General features: G+C 38.0%; 13 protein-coding genes, 2 tRNA genes and 3 rRNA genes. 11 read left to right on the forward strand and 7 right to left on the reverse strand.

Annotation, left to right across the window (positions count from 1 at the left end):
• Positions 1-1,428 carry a chromosomal replication initiator protein DnaA gene (gene dnaA / locus FYC62_RS00005; protein WP_039454531.1) on the forward strand — a complete coding sequence of 476 codons (1,428 nt, stop codon included), beginning with the start codon at positions 1-3 and terminating at the stop codon, positions 1,426-1,428.
• Between the two features lie 258 nt (positions 1,429-1,686).
• Here dnaA and FYC62_RS00010 read toward each other — a convergent pair whose 3' ends face one another.
• From FYC62_RS00010 to FYC62_RS00025, 4 genes are all read right to left on the reverse strand, one after another.
• Positions 1,687-2,238: an NUDIX hydrolase gene (locus FYC62_RS00010; RefSeq protein ID WP_205943743.1), complete on the reverse strand. Its 552-nt coding sequence runs from the start codon at positions 2,236-2,238 to the stop codon at positions 1,687-1,689.
• A gap of 166 nt (positions 2,239-2,404) precedes the next feature.
• Positions 2,405-3,175: a TPM domain-containing protein gene (locus FYC62_RS00015; RefSeq protein WP_205943826.1), complete on the reverse strand. Its 771-nt coding sequence runs from the start codon at positions 3,173-3,175 to the stop codon at positions 2,405-2,407.
• An 18-nt stretch (positions 3,176-3,193) separates the two neighbouring features.
• Complete coding sequence (locus FYC62_RS00020; RefSeq protein WP_039455135.1) at positions 3,194-3,622, reverse strand: TPM domain-containing protein; 429 nt, start codon at positions 3,620-3,622, stop codon at positions 3,194-3,196.
• A 75-nt stretch (positions 3,623-3,697) separates the two neighbouring features.
• Positions 3,698-4,276, reverse strand: a complete 579-nt coding sequence (locus tag FYC62_RS00025) for a LemA family protein (RefSeq protein ID WP_149073477.1) — start codon at positions 4,274-4,276, stop codon at positions 3,698-3,700.
• Positions 4,277-4,368: 92 nt separating this feature from the next.
• Here FYC62_RS00025 and FYC62_RS00030 point away from each other — a divergent pair, with 92 nt between their 5' ends.
• The 7 genes from FYC62_RS00030 (at position 4,369) to rrf (ending at position 11,916) form a co-directional block, all read left to right on the forward strand.
• Entirely contained in the window at positions 4,369-5,934 is a 1,566-nt protein-coding gene (locus FYC62_RS00030; protein ID WP_149073478.1) for an NAD(P)/FAD-dependent oxidoreductase, read from the forward strand.
• Positions 5,935-5,939: 5 nt separating this feature from the next.
• Positions 5,940-6,299, forward strand: a complete 360-nt coding sequence (locus FYC62_RS00035) for a CoA-binding protein (protein ID WP_149073479.1) — start codon at positions 5,940-5,942, stop codon at positions 6,297-6,299.
• A 469-nt stretch (positions 6,300-6,768) separates the two neighbouring features.
• Positions 6,769-8,289, forward strand: a 16S ribosomal RNA gene (locus tag FYC62_RS00040).
• Positions 8,290-8,405: 116 nt separating this feature from the next.
• A tRNA-Ile gene (locus FYC62_RS00045) sits at positions 8,406-8,479 on the forward strand.
• Between the two features lie 88 nt (positions 8,480-8,567).
• Positions 8,568-8,641 (forward strand) — tRNA-Ala (locus FYC62_RS00050).
• Positions 8,642-8,771: 130 nt separating this feature from the next.
• Positions 8,772-11,647, forward strand: a 23S ribosomal RNA gene (locus tag FYC62_RS00055).
• 157 nt (positions 11,648-11,804) lie between these two features.
• Positions 11,805-11,916: ribosomal RNA gene (rrf, locus tag FYC62_RS00060) — 5S ribosomal RNA — on the forward strand.
• The 16S, 23S and 5S rRNA genes sit together here with 2 tRNA genes alongside, the layout of an rRNA operon.
• A gap of 344 nt (positions 11,917-12,260) precedes the next feature.
• Here rrf and FYC62_RS00065 read toward each other — a convergent pair.
• The 3 genes from FYC62_RS00065 to FYC62_RS00075 form a co-directional block, all read right to left on the reverse strand.
• Positions 12,261-13,241 carry an acyl-ACP desaturase gene (locus tag FYC62_RS00065; protein ID WP_039454287.1) on the reverse strand — a complete coding sequence of 327 codons (981 nt, stop codon included), beginning with the start codon at positions 13,239-13,241 and terminating at the stop codon, positions 12,261-12,263.
• A gap of 166 nt (positions 13,242-13,407) precedes the next feature.
• The gene (locus FYC62_RS00070; protein ID WP_149073480.1) at positions 13,408-15,675 is read right to left on the reverse strand and encodes an aconitate hydratase; all 2,268 of its coding nucleotides are present in this window, start codon (positions 15,673-15,675) and stop codon (positions 13,408-13,410) included.
• Between the two features lie 186 nt (positions 15,676-15,861).
• Positions 15,862-16,485, reverse strand: coding sequence for a polysaccharide deacetylase family protein (locus tag FYC62_RS00075; protein ID WP_149073481.1), 624 nt, complete (start codon positions 16,483-16,485; stop codon positions 15,862-15,864).
• Positions 16,486-16,576: 91 nt separating this feature from the next.
• Between FYC62_RS00075 and FYC62_RS00080 the strand changes: the two genes are divergently transcribed.
• The 3 genes from FYC62_RS00080 to FYC62_RS00090 all read left to right on the forward strand — a co-directional run bounded on the left by FYC62_RS00080 (position 16,577) and on the right by FYC62_RS00090 (position 20,381).
• Complete coding sequence (locus FYC62_RS00080) at positions 16,577-17,908, forward strand: TolC family protein (protein WP_149073482.1); 1,332 nt, start codon at positions 16,577-16,579, stop codon at positions 17,906-17,908.
• Positions 17,909-17,919: 11 nt separating this feature from the next.
• Entirely contained in the window at positions 17,920-19,257 is a 1,338-nt protein-coding gene (locus tag FYC62_RS00085) for an efflux RND transporter periplasmic adaptor subunit (RefSeq protein ID WP_149073483.1), read from the forward strand.
• A 116-nt stretch (positions 19,258-19,373) separates the two neighbouring features.
• Positions 19,374-20,381: an NAD(P)H-dependent glycerol-3-phosphate dehydrogenase gene (locus FYC62_RS00090; protein ID WP_149073484.1), complete on the forward strand. Its 1,008-nt coding sequence runs from the start codon at positions 19,374-19,376 to the stop codon at positions 20,379-20,381.
• Positions 20,382-20,445: the final 64 nt, after the last annotated feature.

Here is a 20,445-nt window from a genome sequence, read left to right on the forward strand (position 1 = left end):
ATGGAAAAAACGTGTACCCATGTTTGGGAAAACTGTCTTCAAATCATAAAGGATAATATCCCGAGCCAGAGTTTTAAGACCTGGTTTGAGCCTATAACCCCACTAAGATTAGAAGGAAGTATTCTTACTATTCAGGTACCTAGTTTGTTCTTTTATGAATGGCTGGAAGAACATTATGTAGGTCTTTTAAGAAAGACAATTAAAAACCAGTTGGGCGACTCTGGCAGATTAGAATACAATATTGTTGTAGAAAAATCTTCGTCTCAGAAGCCTTACACTACAAATATTCCTTCAAGTGGTAACGGGGCAGAAGGTAAAAACCAGTCTATCCCTATGCCTGTTGCTTTAAATAAGGATATCAAAAATCCTTTCGTAATCCCCGGATTAAAAAAGCTTCAGGTAGACCCTCAGTTAAATCCAAATTATACTTTTGAGAATTTCATTGAAGGAGATTGTAACCGTTTGGCTCGCTCTGCAGGTTATGCCGTGGCAGCAAAGCCAGGAGGTACCTCATTTAATCCTTTAATGATTTACGGAGGCGTAGGTTTAGGTAAAACTCACCTTGCACAAGCCATTGGTAATGAAATCAAAAGAAACATGCCAGATAAATTGGTTATTTATGTTTCTTGCGAGAAATTTTGCCAGCAGTTTGTAGACTCATTAAAAAACAATACCATTAATGATTTTGTGAATTTCTATCAAGCAATGGATGTCATCATCATGGATGATATACACAACTTTGCCGGAAAAGATAAAACACAAGATATTTTCTTCCATATCTTCAATCACTTACACCAATCTGGTAAGCAATTAATCATCACTTCAGACAAAGCCCCTAAAGATTTAGCCGGTTTAGAAGAAAGATTGCTTTCAAGATTTAAGTGGGGTTTATCAGCAGATCTTTCTGTTCCTGATATTGAAACCCGTATGGCTATCCTGAAAAAGAAAATGTATCAAGATGGTATAGAGCTTCCAAATGATGTTATCGAGTACGTTGCCCACAACATAGACAATAACGTTCGTGAGTTAGAAGGGGCAATGGTTTCTTTACTGGCGCAATCAACCTTAAATAAGAAAGAGATAGATATTTCGTTAGCTAAACAAATGCTAAAGAATTTTATCAAAAATACCAGCAAAGAAATATCAATGGAGTATATCCAAAAACTGGTTTGCGAATATTTTGAAGTTCCGGTAGAGATGGTGAAATCAAAAACCAGAAAAAGAGAAATCGTTCAAGCTCGTCAAATTTCTATGTACTTGGCAAAAAGCCATACCAAAACATCATTAAAATCAATCGGAGCATTCTTTGGCGGTAGAGACCATTCAACCGTCATTTACGCTTGCCAAACCGTAGAAGACTTAATAGATACCGATAAGAAATTTAAAGCTTACGTTCACGATATTCAGAAAAAGCTTAAAATGAGCTAACTTAAATTTTCTGAAGAAATCCCGTTAGGTACGCACTTAACGGGATTTTTTGTTTCATTTTTCTGAAAAGGTAATGTATTGCAGCTTCGGTAAAAACAGTCGGGTGGTAAAACCATCCCTTCGGGACTGTATGCAATACTCCGTTGCTCCCATCCCGTTTATTTTACGCAGGCTTGTGCTGCTAGGTGTAAATTCTAAACTATAGTTTTTAATTTAACTAATCTTCTAATTTCAGCCCTCAAACTTCCGTTTAACAACTTAACTCAATACCCCCATCTTCAAAAAAGCATACATCAATCCCGTAACATGTAAAGCTTGCGGGATTTCATTATTCAAAAGCATTTGTTTTACTTCATCAATACTATAAAATTCAATATCAATATCTTCATGTTCATCTAAATCCTGTTCCTGTACTTTTTTACCCCCTTTAGCCAAATAGCAATAAGTAACATTGTTAGAAGTAGCTGGGTTTGGGTAAATGGTAGAAACTAGTTCTAAATCTTCAAACAAATAGCCTGTTTCTTCCAAAAGTTCTCTTTTAGCAGCATCAGCAGGGTTCTCATCCCCATCTATAACCCCACCCGGAATTTCTAACGAAATAATATCACCACTATGGCGATATTGCTTCACCATAATAACCTTTTCATCCTCAGTAATAGCCACAACATTAACCCAATTAGGGTATTCTAAAACATAATATTCTTTAGCTATTCTGCCATCAGGTAGTTTGCATTCATCAACCCTTAAAGTTGCCCAAGGGCGCTTAACAATATATTCAGAAGAGCAAGTCTCCCATTTTTCTATACTCATGCTATAAAAATAAAAAATCCCGAATTATTTCAGGATTCTATAAAACAATTTGTGCTAATATGTTTTGGCACCTAACCACCTAACCACCTAACCACCTAACCACCTAACCACCTAACCACCTAACCACCTAACCACCTAACCACCTAACCACCTAACCACCTAACCACTACCAACTACCACTACTTCCGCCTCCACCAAAACTTCCACCACCAAATCCACCGAAGCCGCCGCCTCCGCCACCAAATCCACCTGATGAGCCACCGCCCCAACCGCTATTTCCTCCTCTACCCATACCAGCCAACATAGACCACCAAACTAAATCAGCAGCACCTCTTCCTCCAATCACGCTTCTTCCGCCATTTCCTCCGCCACCTTTACTCACGCCTAAAATAATAATGACTATAATAACCAATATCACCAAGCCTATAGGGAAACCACGTCCTTTACCTTTTATCGGTTTATCATTTTTATACTCACCTTTAGTGTAAGCAATAATAGCATTTGTTGCAGCATCTAAGCCCTCAAAATAGCGTTCTTGCTTAAAATTAGGTTTAATTTCATTTTCAATAATCCTCTTAGTTATAGCATCTGGCAAAGCGCCTTCCATGCCATAACCAGTTTGTATAGTTATTTTTCTATCTCCTAAAGAAGCTAATAAAACAACCCCAGTGTTTTTTTCTTTGCCACCAACACCCCAAGCTCTGCCCAATTGGTAAGCATAATCATTAACCTCATATCCATCTAAAGATTTTATTATAACCACCGTTACCTGTATAGATGTAGAGTCATCAAAGGCAACAAGTTTTTGTTCTAAATGGTTAATTTGTTCTGGTGATAAGGTACCTGTATAGTCATTTACCAAAGTACTAGGCTGCGCTGGAAAATTTTGAGTAAATCCCGAAAAAGTAAAAAGAGTAATCAGAATTAATAAAAGTATTTTTTCATTTTTTACGGGTTATTTCAAGAAAACAATATCATCAGATAGCTCATTTGTGTCATTATCAGCATATGGAAAAAACTTTTTCAGTTGTTTACCTGCTTCAATAATCCCAACACTTAAACCTTCGGCAATATCTCCATTTTTAAATTGTTCAAGCATTAACTCTTTAGTGCTATCCCAAAAATTGTTAGGCACTAAGCTATTAATTCCGCTATCGCCAATAATGGCAAATTTATGATCCTCTATAGCTAAATAAATAAGTACTCCATTTTTAAGTCTAGTCTTATCCATTTCTAGATCAAAAAAACAGGCAATAGCTCTTTCATAAGCATCTATAGCACAATTTTTTTCTAAGCAAACCCTTATTTCTCCAGAGGTTGCTTTCTCTGCCCATTCTATAGAATGCTTAATTTTTTCTTGGTCCTTATCAGATAACTGTGGCATTTTAAACCAATTAGATGTATGTGAATATAAAACGTGAGTTTCTATTTAGAAACTCACGCCAATTTATTTTGAAGCTTAGAACTTTACTTCTGGTGCTTTATCAGCACCAGCTTCTGCTGCAAAGCTTCCTTTTGCTGTAAAACCAAACATACCAGCAAAAATATTATTAGGGAAAGTCCTAATATTGGTGTTGTATTCTTGTACAGCTTGGTTAAAATCTCTTCTGGCAACAGTAATTCTGTTTTCTGTCCCTTCAAGCTGTGCCTGTAACTCTAAAAAGTTTTGGTTAGCTTTTAATTCAGGGTATTGCTCAGAAACAACCATTAATCTTCCTAGTGCTTGAGATAACTGTCCTTGTGAAGCTTGAAACTTCTGTAAAGTTTCTGGTGTTAATTTAGTAGGGTCAATTTGTACAGAAGTAGCTTTTGCTCTAGCTTCAATCACTTGCGTAAGTGTTTCTTTTTCAAAATTAGAAACTCCTTTTACTGTATTTACCAAATTAGGTATTAAGTCTGCTCTTCTTTGGTACTGGTTTTCAACCTCACCCCATTGCGCTTTAACTTTTTCATCTAATTTAACAGAACTATTGTAACCGCAAGAACTTAATGATGTTGCAATAACAACTGCAAGAAATCCATAAAGTAATTTTTTCATTTTTCGTTTTTTTAATTTTTTTTCAATTTAATGTTTAGATTTCAATTTTCATACCTTTGTTACAATTTGGGATAAATACCCGACAAAATAGCATGAAAAAGGAAATAGAAATTGTTGTCCTTCCGGATGATATTGATAATCAAGACAAAATTTTATCTCTGATTTTAAATCAGGCTTCTTTAAAAAAAGCCGATTTAAGCCATTTTAATATCAGAAAGCGCTCTATAGATGCTCGTGGAAAGCAAGTAGTATTTCGTTTAAAAGTAGAGCTATACATTAAAGAAACACCTTCTTTAACCATCCAAAATATAAAGTATCAAAATGTCAGTAACGCTAAACCTGTAATTGTGGTAGGTGCTGGTCCTGCTGGTTTATTCGCTGCATTAAGATTAATCGAACTCGGCTTAAAACCAATTGTTTTAGAAAGAGGAAAAGACGTTAAACAAAGACGTAGAGATCTCGCAGATATCAACAAACAAGGTTTAGTAAACCCCGATTCTAATTATTGTTATGGCGAAGGTGGAGCTGGAACTTATTCTGATGGTAAATTATATACGCGTTCTAACAAAAGAGGCGATGTTAATAAGATGTTGCAAATTTTTGTCGATCATGGCGCAACAAACGATATTTTGATAGATGCAAGACCGCATATCGGGACAAATAAGTTACCTCAAATTATAGTATCTATCAGAGAAACCATACTAAATAATGGAGGCGAAATTCATTTTAATACCAAACTAACAGATTTAGATTATAAAGGCGGGAAAATCAGAAAAGTATCTACCAATCATGGTGAAATCACTACCGATTCCCTTGTTCTAGCAACCGGGCATTCTGCCAGAGATATTTACTACCTACTTAGAGAAAAAGGTATTTTAGTGGAAGCCAAGCCTTTTGCTTTGGGAGTTCGTATAGAGCACCCTCAGCAAATCATAGATAGCTTGCAATACCACTGCGATATCAGACATCCTAATTTACCTCCTTCTTATTATAGTTTAGTAGAACAGATTGAAAATCGTGGTGTATTTTCTTTTTGTATGTGCCCAGGTGGTATTATTGCGCCTTGCGCTACTGATCATGAAGAAATTGTTGTTAACGGTTGGAGCCCTTCTAAAAGGAACAATCCTTTTGCAAATTCAGGCACCGTAGTACAAATCAATATAGAGGATGTAAAAGGTGCCGCTGACGATCCTTTCAAAATGCTTAATTTTCAATCAGAAATAGAAAAACTAGCATTTAAAATAGGAGGAGGAGATCTTAAAGCACCAGCACAAAGAATGGTTGATTTTGTTGAAAGGAAGATTTCTAATACTTTACCAGATAATTCATACCTACCAGGGCTAACGTCTTCAAGTTTAGACGATGTTTTACCACCAATGGTCGCCAATAGATTAAGAAAGGCACTTCCTGTTTTTGGGGGTAAAATGTTCAATAGAGATAAGAACGTAGGATATTATACTAACGAAGCAGTTTTAGTAGGGGTAGAGTCAAGAACATCATCTCCAGTAAGAATTCCAAGAGATAAGGAAACTTTACAGCATCCCCAGGTTAAAGGTCTTTTCCCTTGTGCCGAGGGTGCTGGTTATGCGGGTGGTATAATTTCTGCTGCAATAGATGGTCAGGCTTGCGCCGATGCAGTATTCAATTTCTTAAAATAATCAACATGAAAAAGACTTTAATCGTAGGTGCTACACCTAATCCTTCAAGATATGCCTACTTGGCCGCTAATAAATTGGTTGCTCATGGCCACGAAATTATAAACGTGGGCATCAAAAGTGGCGAAGTAGCCGGTCAGCCCATAGAAAAGCCCGAAAAAATTCATACTGATATCGATACAATTACAATGTATGTAGGTGCTGCAAATCAACCTGATTTATACGATTACATATTAAAAACAAATCCGAAACGTATTATTTTTAATCCTGGTTCAGAAAATCCCGAGCTGGAAGAGCTCGCTTTAGAGAAAGGAATTGCTACAGAAGAAGCTTGTACTTTAGTATTATTAAGTACTAACGCTTATTAATTTCTATAAGGGATATAGCTTTTTTAAACTTTTTCTATAAGATATACAGTGAGTTATGATTAAGGGATAAAAAAGGGTATAAAGTATTTGTGAGAGAAGAAAAAGATATGCACCTTTGCAGCCCGCAAGGGGGGAAAGGTTGACATAAGTTAGAGGGAATAATGAGAGAGAGAAAGAAAAGAAGGGGTTAAAAATTATTTTCAAAAACATTTGGATATTAGGAGTTGGATAATTACCTTTGCAGCCCCGAAAGGGGAAAGAGTTACAGCGATTGTAATTTTAAGACAAGACAAAATAGAAATACTAAGTAGATAAGTAATTATCGAAATAGGAATAAAAGTTGATCCGAGATGGTGAGGCGCAAAAGTTCTTTAAAAAGATATCATATAACGTAGCGACACTGAGAGATCAGTAACCTAGAGACGGAAGAAAACAAATATTAACGAAAGTTAGTATCAAACTACATTATACAATGGAGAGTTTGATCCTGGCTCAGGATGAACGCTAGCGGCAGGCCTAATACATGCAAGTCGAACGGGATTGGGGAGCTTGCTCCTCATGAGAGTGGCGAACGGGTGCGTAACGCGTATGCAACCTACCTTCATCAGGGGGATAGCCCGGAGAAATTCGGATTAACACCGCATAAAAACATAGTACGGCATCGTACAATGTTCAAATATTCATAGGATGAGGATGGGCATGCGTGTCATTAGCTAGTTGGTAAGGTAACGGCTTACCAAGGCGACGATGACTAGGGGATCTGAGAGGATGACCCCCACACTGGTACTGAGACACGGACCAGACTCCTACGGGAGGCAGCAGTAAGGAATATTGGTCAATGGAGGCAACTCTGAACCAGCCATGCCGCGTGCAGGAAGACGGCCCTATGGGTTGTAAACTGCTTTTATACGGGAATAAACCTTGATTCGTGAATCGAGCTGAATGTACCGTAAGAATAAGGATCGGCTAACTCCGTGCCAGCAGCCGCGGTAATACGGAGGATCCAAGCGTTATCCGGATTTATTGGGTTTAAAGGGAGCGTAGGCGGCCATTTAAGTCAGAGGTGAAAACTTGCAGCTCAACTGTAAGCTTGCCTTTGATACTGAGTGGCTTGAATAAACTTGAGGTAGGCGGAATGTGACAAGTAGCGGTGAAATGCATAGATATGTCACAGAACACCAATTGCGAAGGCAGCTTACTAAGGTTTAATTGACGCTGAGGCTCGAAAGCGTGGGGATCAAACAGGATTAGATACCCTGGTAGTCCACGCCCTAAACGATGATAACTCGATGTTGGCGATATACAGTCAGCGTCCAAGCGAAAGCGTTAAGTTATCCACCTGGGGAGTACGCCCGCAAGGGTGAAACTCAAAGGAATTGACGGGGGCCCGCACAAGCGGAGGAGCATGTGGTTTAATTCGATGATACGCGAGGAACCTTACCCGGGCTTGAAAGTTAGTGAATGAATCAGAGATGATTCAGTGGTTTACCACACGAAACTAGGTGCTGCATGGCTGTCGTCAGCTCGTGCCGTGAGGTGTTGGGTTAAGTCCCGCAACGAGCGCAACCCCTATGTTTAGTTGCCAGCACATAATGGTGGGGACTCTAAACAGACTGCCTGTGCAAACAGAGAGGAAGGATGGGACGACGTCAAGTCATCATGGCCCTTACGTCCGGGGCTACACACGTGCTACAATGGATGGTACAGAGGGCAGCTACTTAGCGATAAGATGCCAATCTCAAAAAGCCATTCACAGTTCGGATCGGGGTCTGCAACTCGACCCCGTGAAGTTGGATTCGCTAGTAATCGCGTATCAGCAATGACGCGGTGAATACGTTCCCGGGCCTTGTACACACCGCCCGTCAAGCCATGGAAGTTGGGGGTGCCTAAAGTCCGTAACCGTAAGGAGCGGCCTAGGGTAAAACCGATAACTGGGGCTAAGTCGTAACAAGGTAGCCGTACCGGAAGGTGCGGCTGGAATACCTCCTTTCTAGAGAAGTCGAAAGGTTTTTAAGTTGTTACGTTATATGTATATTTTTTTATAAAAGGAAATGAACCTGAAGAGATGAGAATCGGTGGTTCTACCGATGAGGTAAGGGGATAGAAAGTCTCGTAGCTCAGTTGGTTAGAGCACTACACTGATAATGTAGGGGTCAGCAGTTCAAATCTGCTCGAGACTACAAGAGAGAAGTTAAAGAGTTAAGATAAGAGTCTATGTAATAGACTTTAAATAACTGTAAAGACGATAACTCAAAAAACATCTTTAAAGGGGGATTAGCTCAGCTGGCTAGAGCACCTGCCTTGCACGCAGGGGGTCAACGGTTCGAATCCGTTATTCTCCACGTTTAAGTAAAAGTAGCATACGCAATGTAAACTACAGCTTAAAAAAGTTCTTTGACATATTGGAAGAAGTTATTGAAAGAGAAGACAACAGGTAGAGACATCTACGCTTGTATGTAATCATACAAGAAAAAGAAAGTAAATAAGAGCACACGGGGGATGCCTAGGCTCTCAGAGGCGATGAAGGACGTGATAAGCTGCGATAAGCTTCGGGTATTGGCACATACGAATTAATCCGAAGATTTCCGAATGGGGCAACCTAACTAGTTGAAGACTAGTTGCAATAGCGCAAACCTGCCGAACTGAAACATCTAAGTAAGCAGAGGAAGAGAAAATAATAATGATTTCCTGAGTAGTGGCGAGCGAAAGGGAAAGAGCCCAAACCAGTTATGTTACGGCATAACTGGGGTTGTAGGACCACAACATGAAGATTAGCATGAAGTCGAACAGGATGGGAAGCCTGGCCATAGCGCATGATAGCTGCGTAGACGTAAGTAATAATTAGATAGTGGAATCCTGAGTACCGCGAGGTCGGAGACGCCTTGTGGGAAACTGCCAGCACCATCTGGTAAGGCTAAATACTCCTGAGAGACCGATAGTGAACTAGTACCGTGAGGGAAAGGTGAAAAGAACCGCGAATAGCGGAGTGAAATAGAACCTGAAACCGTGTGCTTACAAGCGGTCGGAGCAGACAAGTTCTGTGACGGCGTGCCTTTTGCATAATGAGCCTACGAGTTACTCCTCTCTGGCAAGGTTAAGTGGTTAAGCCACGGAGCCGAAGCGAAAGCGAGTCTGAATAGGGCGTACAGTCAGAGGGGGTAGACGCGAAACCTTGTGATCTACCCATGGACAGGTTGAAGGTGCCGTAACAGGTACTGGAGGACCGAACCGATAAACGTTGAAAAGTTTCCGGATGATCTGTGGGTAGGGGTGAAAGGCTAATCAAACTGGGAAATAGCTCGTACTCCCCGAAATGTTTTTAGGAACAGCGTGGTGGTAAAGTTTAACAGAGGTAGAGCTACTGATTGGGTGCGGGGGAGTCAAATCCTACCAAATCCAGACAAACTCCGAATGCTGATTAAATATACACTGCAGTGAGGCGCGGGGTGCTAAGGTCACGCGCCGAGAGGGAAAGAACCCAGACCATCAGCTAAGGTCCCCAAGTATATACTAAGTTGAACTAACGAGGTCCGATTGCATAGACAGCTAGGATGTTGGCTTGGAAGCAGCCATTCATTTAAAGAGTGCGTAACAGCTCACTAGTCGAGCGATCGGGCATGGATAATAAACGGGCATTAAGTATATCACCGAAGCTATGGGATTGAAATATATCGGTAGGGGAGCATTCTATATGCAGCGAAGATATCTGGTAATGGGTGTTGGAGCGTATAGAAAAGCAAATGTAGGCATAAGTAACGATAAGGCGGGAGAGAAACCCGCCCACCGAAAGACTAAGGTTTCCTGATCAACGCTAATCGGATCAGGGTTAGTCGGGACCTAAGGCGCATCCGAAGGGAGAAAGCCGATGGACAATGGGTTAATAATCCCATACTTTTTATAACTGCGATGAGGTGACGGAGTAGTGACACTGCCGCGAACTGACGGAATAGTTCGTTGAAAGGCGTAGGTATAGGACTGGTAGGCAAATCCGCCGGTCTTGCTGAACCCCAATAGTACTGAGAGCCTTCGGGCAATTAGATAGAGCAGGTAATCAGACTTCCAAGAAAACCCTCTAAGCATCAGGTTATAAAAACCCGTACCGTAAACCGACACAGGTAGTCGAGAAGAGAATTCTAAGGTGCTCGAGTGAATCATGGCTAAGGAACTCGGCAAAATGGCCCTGTAACTTCGGGAGAAGGGGCGCCTCTAGCAATAGAGGCCGCAGTGAAAAGGCCCAGGCGACTGTTTAACAAAAACACATGGCTTTGCAAAATCGAAAGATGAGGTATAAGGCCTGACACCTGCCCGGTGCTGGAAGGTTAAGAGGGGATGTCATTCAGCAATGGAGAAGCATTGAATCGAAGCCCCAGTAAACGGCGGCCGTAACTATAACGGTCCTAAGGTAGCGAAATTCCTTGTCGGGTAAGTTCCGACCTGCACGAATGGTGTAACGATCTGGGCGCTGTCTCAGCCATGAGCTCGGTGAAATTGTGGTCCCGGTGAAGACGCCGGGTACCCGCAACGGGACGGAAAGACCCCATGAACCTTCACTACAATTTAACATTGACATTGGGTACAGGATGTGTAGGATAGGTGGGAGGCTGTGATCTGGGTTCGCTAGGATTCAGTTAGCCAACGTTGAAATACCACCCTTTCTGTATTCGGTGTCTAATCCGACTGAGTCGGAGACATTGTTTGATGGGTAGTTTGACTGGGGTGGTCGCCTCCAAAAGGGTAACGGAGGCTTTCAAAGGTATGCTCAGTACGCTTGGTAACCGTACGTGGAGTGCAATAGCAAAAGCATGCTTGACTGTGAGGCCAACAAGCCGATCAGGGTCGAAAGACGGATATAGTGATCCGGTGGTTCTGCATGGAAGGGCCATCGCTCAAAGGATAAAAGGTACTCTGGGGATAACAGGCTGATCTCCCCCAAGAGCTCATATCGACGGGGAGGTTTGGCACCTCGATGTCGGCTCGTCACATCCTGGGGCTGGAGAAGGTCCCAAGGGTTCGGCTGTTCGCCGATTAAAGTGGCACGCGAGCTGGGTTCAGAACGTCGCGAGACAGTTCGGTCCCTATCTGTTGTGGGCGTTGGAAATTTGAGTGGGGCTGACCTTAGTACGAGAGGACCGGGTTGGACTGACCTCTAGTGAATCTGTTGTTCCGCCAGGGGCATTGCAGAGTAGCTACGTCGGGAATAGATAAGCGCTGAAAGCATCTAAGTGCGAAACTAGCCACAAGATGAGATTTCCATTGAGGATCGTGGAAGATGACCACGTTGATAGGCTATAGATGTAAAGGTGGTAACATCAAAGTCGAGTAGTACTAATTATCCGATACTTTCCAGAAACAGATAGATAAAAATCAAACTGTTGTTTTCTCGAACAATATCTTCTTTCAATAATATGTCATTGTTGTATGTTTTGAGTTATAAGTAATAGGTTAAAAGTTGATAAACTGATAACTAGCAACTATTAACTGAGAAACGAATCAACATAAAGATATTCAGGTGTCTATATCGATGGTGTCCACCTCTTCCCATTCCGAACAGAGAAGTTAAGCCCATCAGAGCCAATGGTACTGCAGTAAAATGTGGGAGAGTAGGTCGATGCCGACTTTTATTAATCAATAAACTAAAAAGCTCTTGATAGAAATGTCAAGAGCTTTTTGCTTTTATTGAGGATTGTAAATCCTAATATCTTGCTTTAGTAGAGATAGCTATCTAAATGAAAATGATGCCTCCAAACATCTTCGATTGCTAATCCTAATATAATAATGCTTCTTCTTTAAGCTTAGCATAATATATTCTTATAATTTGATATCATAAGATTTATTCCCTATGATGATGCTGGTTAAGTTACTTATAACATCTGTCACTATTTTAGTATAAAACAAAAAAACCAGCACTTTTTAGGATGCTGGTTTTAATTCATAAGTGGATATTAGTATGTTATTTATGGATTATAAAATCCAGGTGAATTTATATTCTAATGATGGAGCTTTCATTCTATCTGCGATTCTTAGAAGTCTATCAGGTAATCTTATTAGGTAATCTCTAGCTTTTTCTCCGGCTTCGTTTAAGTCTGTAGCATCTTCAATTTTCCAGTCAACAATTAGCTCTTTTAAAATATCAACATAATCAAGAGCTGTGTAAACTCCTAATCGTTGTGCAGCATCAGTAAAATGACCAAATGTTTGTCCCATTTTAACACCTATCTCTCTTAAAAAATGTGCAGGCATAACAATTTTCTTTCTCATCATATCTTCAAAAGCAATCATTACTTCACTAGCGTCTACTTCAAATGCTTTGCTGATAAATGCTTTGTAAGCTTTAGCGTGTCTTGCTTCATCCGAGGCTATAACTCCACACATTTTAGATAACAACTTATCTCCAGCTACTTTAGCTAAGCTTGCTACTCTTCTATGGGATACGTTAGTAGCCATCTCTTGAAAAGATGTATAGATAAAGTTTCTATATGGGTCATTTCCGGTTCCTATATCAAAGCCGTCTTGGATTAAGTATTGAGTAGAGGCTTCCATCATTCTCATGTTAACACGACCTGATAAATAGAGGTATTTATTTAGTAGATCTCCGTGTCTATTTTCTTCTGCTGTCCAAGCTCTTACCCATTTCATCCAACCGCCTTGTTCATTTCTAGAGACATCATCAACCATAGTTAACCATGATTCATATGTTGGTAATGCTTCTTCAGTGATTGTATCACCAATTAAAACAGCTAATAAATCGTAAGAAATTTCTTTAGTATTGCGTTGTAGTTCTTTAACTTCTTCAAAAAAAGTCTCTTTGCTAGAGTCTGGTAAAAAGTCTGCAGGTTGCCACATCTCTTCAACAGGCTTCAAATATTCAGACATTTCATTTAGCATGAAAGGTTCTAAATATGTCATTACTTCTTTTCTTGATCCTACTGGTAATTCTAACATAAAAAAATATTGATATTATATTCAAATATAAGCATCTAGCATTAGATAATATGTAAGAAGTTTAATTTATTAAAGTAATGACTTGATTACATGAATAGGTAAAATCTGATTTTAAAAAAAAGGCCACTATTTCTAGCAGCCTTTAAGTATACAAAAAGAGGAAGAATTAAGCTCCCATATTTTTTCTGATGATATTTAATGCACCACCTGCTTTAAACCATTCTATTTGTTGTTCATTATAAGTATGGTTTACTTCAAATGTATCTTTAGTATCATTAGCATGATTTAATACTATTTGAAGAGATTTTCCAGGTGCGAATTCATTTAATCCGATGATATCAATTAAATCATCTTCTTGAACTTTATCATAATCAGCAGGGTTAGCAAACGTTAAAGCTAGCATACCTTGTTTTTTAAGGTTAGTTTCATGAATACGAGCAAAGGATTTCACCAATATAGCTCTCACTCCTAGGTGACGTGGTTCCATAGCTGCGTGTTCTCTTGAAGAACCTTCACCATAGTTTTCATCGCCAACTACTATAGAGCCAATGCCAGCAGCTTTGTAAGCTCTTTGTGTAGCTGGAACAGGACCATATTCACCTGTTAAGTGATTTTTTACTGTATCAGCTTTATCATTAAAGAAGTTGATAGCGCCAATAAGCATATTATTAGAAATATTATCTAAGTGACCACGGAATTTTAACCAAGGACCAGCCATTGAAATATGATCTGTTGTACATTTTCCTTTAGCTTTAATTAAGAGTTTTAAGCCTTTGATATCTGTACCTTCCCATGCTTTGAAAGGATCTAATAATTGTAGTCTTGATGATTTTGGATCTACAAGTACTTCAACTTTACTTCCGTCTTCTGCTGGAGCTTGATAGCCTGCGTCTTCAACTGCAAATCCTTTAGCTGGTAATTCCCATCCTTTAGGTTCATCAAGTTTAACTTGCTCACCTTTTTCGTTTGTTAAAGTATCAGTTAAAGGGTTAAAAGTTAAATCACCAGCAATTGCTAACGCAGTAACCATTTCTGGAGAGGCAACAAAAGCATGGGTATTTGGGTTACCATCAGCTCTTTTTGCAAAGTTACGGTTGAAAGAAGTGATGATAGAGTTCTTTTCTTGTTTTTCTGCGCCATGACGAGCCCATTGACCAATGCATGGACCACAAGCATTTGCTAAAACAACACCACCCATTTTACCGAATGTATCTAAGAAGCCATCACGGTCTACCGTGTATCTTACTTGTTCTGAACCTGGAGTGATTGTATATTCTGATTTAGCAATTAAGTTTTTATCAATAGCTTGTTGAGCAAGAGAGGCTGCTCTTGAAATATCTTCGTAAGAAGAGTTTGTACAAGAGCCAATTAAACCAACGTCTAATTTAGCTGGCCATCCGTTTTCTTTAACGGCTGCTGCGAATTTAGAAATAGGCCAAGCCAAATCAGGAGTGAAAGGACCATTGATATGTGGTTCTAATTCTGATAAATTGATTTCAATTACTTGATCAAAATATTGCTCAGGATTATTATAAACTTCGTCATCACCAGTTAAATGTTCTTTAACTGCATTTGCTAAATCAGCGATATCAGCTCTAGCTGTATTTCTTAAATAAGCTTCTGATTTTTCATCATAACCAAAAATTGAAGTTGTTGCACCAATTTCTGCACCCATGTTACAGATAGTGCCTTTACCAGTTGCAGATAAAGAACGAGCGCCTTCTCCAAAATATTCAACGATATAACCTGTACCACCTTTAACTGTTAAAATGCCCGCTACTTTAAGAATAACGTCTTTAGCAGAAGTCCAGCCTGATAGTTTTCCAGTTAATTTAATGCCAATTAGTTTAGGGAATTTAAGCTCCCAAGCTAAACCAGCCATTACGTCACAAGCATCGGCACCACCAACACCAATAGCAACCATTCCTAAACCACCAGCATTAGGTGTATGAGAATCTGTACCAATCATCATTCCGCCTGGGAAAGCATAGTTTTCTAAAACTACTTGGTGAATGATACCAGCACCTGGTTTCCAAAATCCTAAACCATATTTATTAGAAACAGAAGAAAGGAAATCGTAAACTTCTTTATTTTGGATATTAGCAGTTGCTAAATCTTTATCGGCACCAACTTCTGCTTGTATTAAGTGGTCACAATGAACGGTTGAAGGAACCGCAACTTGTGGTCTGCCTGCTTGCATAAATTGCAATAATGCCATTTGTGCGGTAGCATCTTGCATAGCCACACGGTCAGGTGCAAAATCAACGTAATCTGTACCTCTTTTGAAGGCTTTGCTAGCGTTTCCGTCCCAAAGGTGAGCGTAAAGAATTTTCTCTGTTAAAGTTAAAGGTTTGCCTACAACTTTACGGGCAGCATCAACTTTGCTTCCGTAATTGCTATAAACCTTTTTGATCATGTCTAAATCAAATGCCATGGTATTGAATTGATTATAAGTTTAATATACGTTTCTATGTTGGGCGGCTAATTTACAAAAAAAAGCACTCTAGAATGCCATTTATGTGTACTTTTATTATTTATATAGAGTCTAAATAGGGTAAAAGGTTAATTATTTAGTGGATTTAGTAAAATCCTGAAAAATAGATAGTGAAATCCTGAAAAATTAATGGATTAGATGAAATTCATAACCCTTTGATTGCCAAAATTCCAATGCCTTTGGTAGGGTATATTTAAGACGATCAAAAGCTTTTAAACTATCATGAAAAACCACAATGGAGCCGTTAGTAGCGTGTTTACAAACGTTTTTTAAACATTTTTCTGAAGATAGTTGCGTGTCAAAATCACCGCTTAAGACATCCCACATGATAATTTTTTGATTTTTGATTTTTGATTCTAGATTTTTGATTTGAGATTTTTTAATTCTCCCGTAAGGAGGTCTGAATAAATTTGTTTGAGTTAATTCCTGACATTTTAAAATATTATGGAGATAGATTTCGTTATCTGATTTCCAGCCGTTGAGATGGTTGTAAGTGTGATTTCCGATAGCATGTCCATCAGCTTTAAGCTGAAAAAATATATCCTCGTGTTTAGCTATATTGTCTCCAATACAGAAGAAAGTAGCCTTCGCATTAAACTTTTTTAAAATTTCTAGTACAAATGGTGTAACAATAGGTATAGGTCCGTCGTCAAACGTGAGATAAATGATTTTTTTATCTCTGGATTTATTCCAAATTAGATTTTGAGGATAGAACTTTTTTAATAACCAAGGTGTTTTTACCAGATACATTGCTTAAGATTGTTAAGTAATTGCAAGCAAAGATGAAAATATAAATATGAAATATATCAATCAGATCTCTGTTCATTCGAAAAACTTATTCATGTTAGCTTTAACATTGACTATAGGTTATCATAATTTGAATGCGCAAGAGTCGCCACAGAAAGTAGACTTAAAGGCTGTTTTGGAATCAGCCTTAGCCAATAATCTTCAAATTAAACAAGCACAATTTCAAGAAGCTGTAACAGACGAAAATTTTAAACAAAGTAGGTATCAATTGTTGCCTAATTTAAATGGAAGCATGTCTGGTAATAAACAATATGGTTTGTTTTTTGACCAAACTGCTGGTACGCTAATTAACGGAAGTACAAACGCTGCAAATGCTAGTTTATCATCTAATTTATTAGTTTTCAATGGATTTAGGCTGCAAAATCAAATAAGACAAAATAAAAGTTTGTTAATGGCCGATAAAAGTAATGTAGAAAAGATAAAGAACGATTTAACACTAACCGTAATTAATACCTATTTACAAACGCTTACCAATAAAGATTTAATTACCGCATCACAACAACAAGTGGATTTATCTAGAGCACAGTTGAATGTTGAGCAGCGTAATTTTGATGTTGGTAATAAGACTTTAGCAGACTTGTCTCAGGCCAAGGCACAATTAGCTACTAACGAGCTAAATTTGACCAATGCCCAAAATGCTTATGATTTATCATTATTAGATTTAAAGCAATTGATGGAGATTAATCCGGAAACTCAAATAGAGCTTGTTGTTCCAACGCTTCCTGAGCTTACAAGTGTAACAAAGAATTATACAGGTAAAGAAGTATTTGATATAGCTTTAAATAATTATCCTGATATAAAATTGGCTAAATATAATTCAGAAGCTTTTAAATACGGGGTAAAGGCTGCAAAAGGAGGTTTATATCCTTCTTTAGGAATAGGGGGACAATTATTTAATAGCTATTCTAGTAATGCTATTGATTTTACAACAAGAAGAAAATTGGGTTTTTCTGATCAAATAGACCGAAATTTTTTACAGGTAATTGGTTTGAATCTCCAAATTCCGATTTTTGATAATTACAGAAATAGGTCATCATTAAACATCGCTAAAATTAGATATCAAGATGCTTTAGTAACAGAGCAGTTGGCAAAGAATAACTTAAATAAAATTATCAATCAGGCAGTTTTGGATTTACGTTCTGCCGAGAAAAGGTATGCTTCTACACAATCTAGCTTAACTTCATCTCAGGATGCATTTGAAGTTATTAAGAAAAGATATGATGTTGGTTTAGCAAACGCCATAGAATTAAATACATCTCAAACTAATTACAATAGAGCTCAGTTTGATTTTATACAAGCAAAATACGACTTACTTTTTAGAGCAAAAGTTATCGACTTTTATTTAGGAAATCCTATCAACTTATAATATAAATAGAAATGAATAAAAAATTAATAAATATATTAATTGCTTTAGGCGTAGTAGCTATTGCATTGATTGTAAGTAAGAAAATGGGCTGGATAGGCAAGCCTAAAACAGTACAAGTAGCCGTAGCAAAAGTAGAAGTTAAAGACGTTATTGAGACAGTTTCTGCAAGTGGAAAAATACAGCCAGAGGTAGAAGTAAAGCTTAGTCCGGAAGTTTCAGGCGAAATTGTTGAGTTAAATGTTAAAGAAGGTGATATTGTAAAGAAAGGACAGCTTTTATGTAAGATAAGGCCTGATATTTTAGCTTCTGGATATGAACGTACAGTAGCTTCTTACAATGCACAAAAAGCTACAGTTGCTAGTGCCCAACAGCAAATTGTACAAGCACAGGCTAATTTCAAAAACATAGAAGCCAGATACAAAAGAAATCAAACACTTTATAAAGAAAAAGTAATATCGGCGGCGGAGTATGATGCCGTACAAGCGGAATATTTAACAGCAAAGTCTAATCTTGAAACAGCTAAACAAAATCTTATTGGAGCAAAATTTGGCTTAGAGCAATCAGGCGCTGTTGTAAAAGAAGCTAGTGATAACTTAGCCCGTACCAATATTTATGCGCCTGTAGATGGTGTGGTTTCTAAACTTTCTGTAGAAAGAGGAGAGCGTGTTGTTGGAACTGCACAGATGACAGGTACAGAGATTATGACCATAGCTAACTTAAACAGTATGGAAGTTAATGTTGATGTAAACGAGAACGACATTAATAGACTAAGCTTAGGCGATACAGCTGTTATAGAAGTAGATGCCTTTTTGGATAAAAAATTTAAAGGTATTGTAACAGAAATTGCAAGTTCTGCAAATGTGGTAGGAGAAACAGCAGACCAAGTAACTAATTTCAAAGTTAAGATTAGAATTCTTAAAGAATCTTATCAGAATTTAGATCAACAAAATGCAGATGTTTCGCCGTTTAGGCCAGGCTTGTCTGCAACGGTAGATATCCAAACGGAAAAAACTAGAGGCTTAGTTATTCCTATACAAAGCGTAACCATTAGGCAAGAAGAAAATAAAGAAGAGAAGAAGGAAGATGTACCTAATAATAACGATGAGAAAAAGGAAAAAAATAAAGAAAAGCCAAAGGAATATGTTTTTATAGTAGAGAAGGGTTTGGCTAAACAAGTGGCTGTTAAAACGAGTATTCAGGATGACCAAAACATTATTGTTTTGTCTGGCTTAAAAGCTGGTCAGCAAGTTATTAGCGCACCTTATTCTGCTATTTCTAAGACATTGAAAGATAAGACAGAAGTTGAGGTAGTTGATAAATCTAAGCTTTTTAATGCCGAAAAGAAGTAGTAACAAATAAATGACTTGCTATAAGCGATGATTTGATTATCGAGGAAAATCTGTAATTTGTCCCGTTCTGAATTAAAGAGCGGGACATTTTTTATTTATAAACTATTTATTCAGCCATGCAGGATAAGTTAAACAGAATAGCAGTTATAGGTGGCGGTAGTTGGGCAACAGCAATAGTGAAGATGCTGAGCGACAATTTATTGGAAAAAGAAATCTATTGGTGGATGAGAAGTGAAGATGCTGCCCAGCATATTCGTAAATACAAGCATAATCCTAACTATTTATCATCTGTAGAAATTAAAGTTGATGCAGATCATATCTATACCGATATAAGAAAAGCTATTGCAAATGCACAAATCTTGTTGCTAAATGTGCCTGCTGCATTTCTAAAAGACGCTTTCGCTGATTTAACTCTGGAAGATTTAAAAGGGAAGAAAATTATATCGGCAATAAAAGGTATTGTTCCTGATGAAAATCAGATTATAGCTGAATTTATTCATCACAAATATGAAATTCCTTTTCAGGATATTGTTGTGATTAGCGGCCCTTGCCATGCAGAAGAAGTTGCTTTAGAGAAATTGTCTTACTTAACTATTGCTTCTCCGGATATGCAATTGGCAGAATTGTTTGCTTCACAAATTAGTAATAGATATATTAAAACCATTGTATCTGATGATATTTATGGTACAGAATACGCAGCTGTATTAAAAAATATTTATGCCGTAGCTAGTGGTATTTGCCATGGAATAGGTTACGGAGATAATTTCCAAGCGGTATTAATTTCTAATGCTATAAGGGAAATAGGAAGATTTGTGGCCGCTATTCATCCTATTAATAGAGACATTAAAGAATCTGCCTATTTAGGAGATTTGATGGTAACAGCTTATTCTCAATTTAGTAGAAATAGAACTTTTGGTAATATGATAGGGAAAGGCTATACCGTAAAATCTGCTCAGCTAGAAATGAATATGATAGCGGAAGGTTATTATGCGGTTAACTCTATTCATCAAATTAATAAAATCTATAAAGTAAATATGCCTATTGCAAGAGCTGTTTATGCTATTCTCTATGAAAAACATTCGCCTCAAATAGAAATGAAATTATTAACAGAGGTTTTAACTTGAGTTTAGGAGTTTAAGTTGAAAGTATAAAGTGAAAAGTCGAAAGACTAAAAAAATGGCTTTATAA

It is taken from the genome of Pedobacter aquae, from assembly GCF_008195825.1.
GTDB lineage: Bacteria > Bacteroidota > Bacteroidia > Sphingobacteriales > Sphingobacteriaceae > Pseudopedobacter > Pseudopedobacter aquae.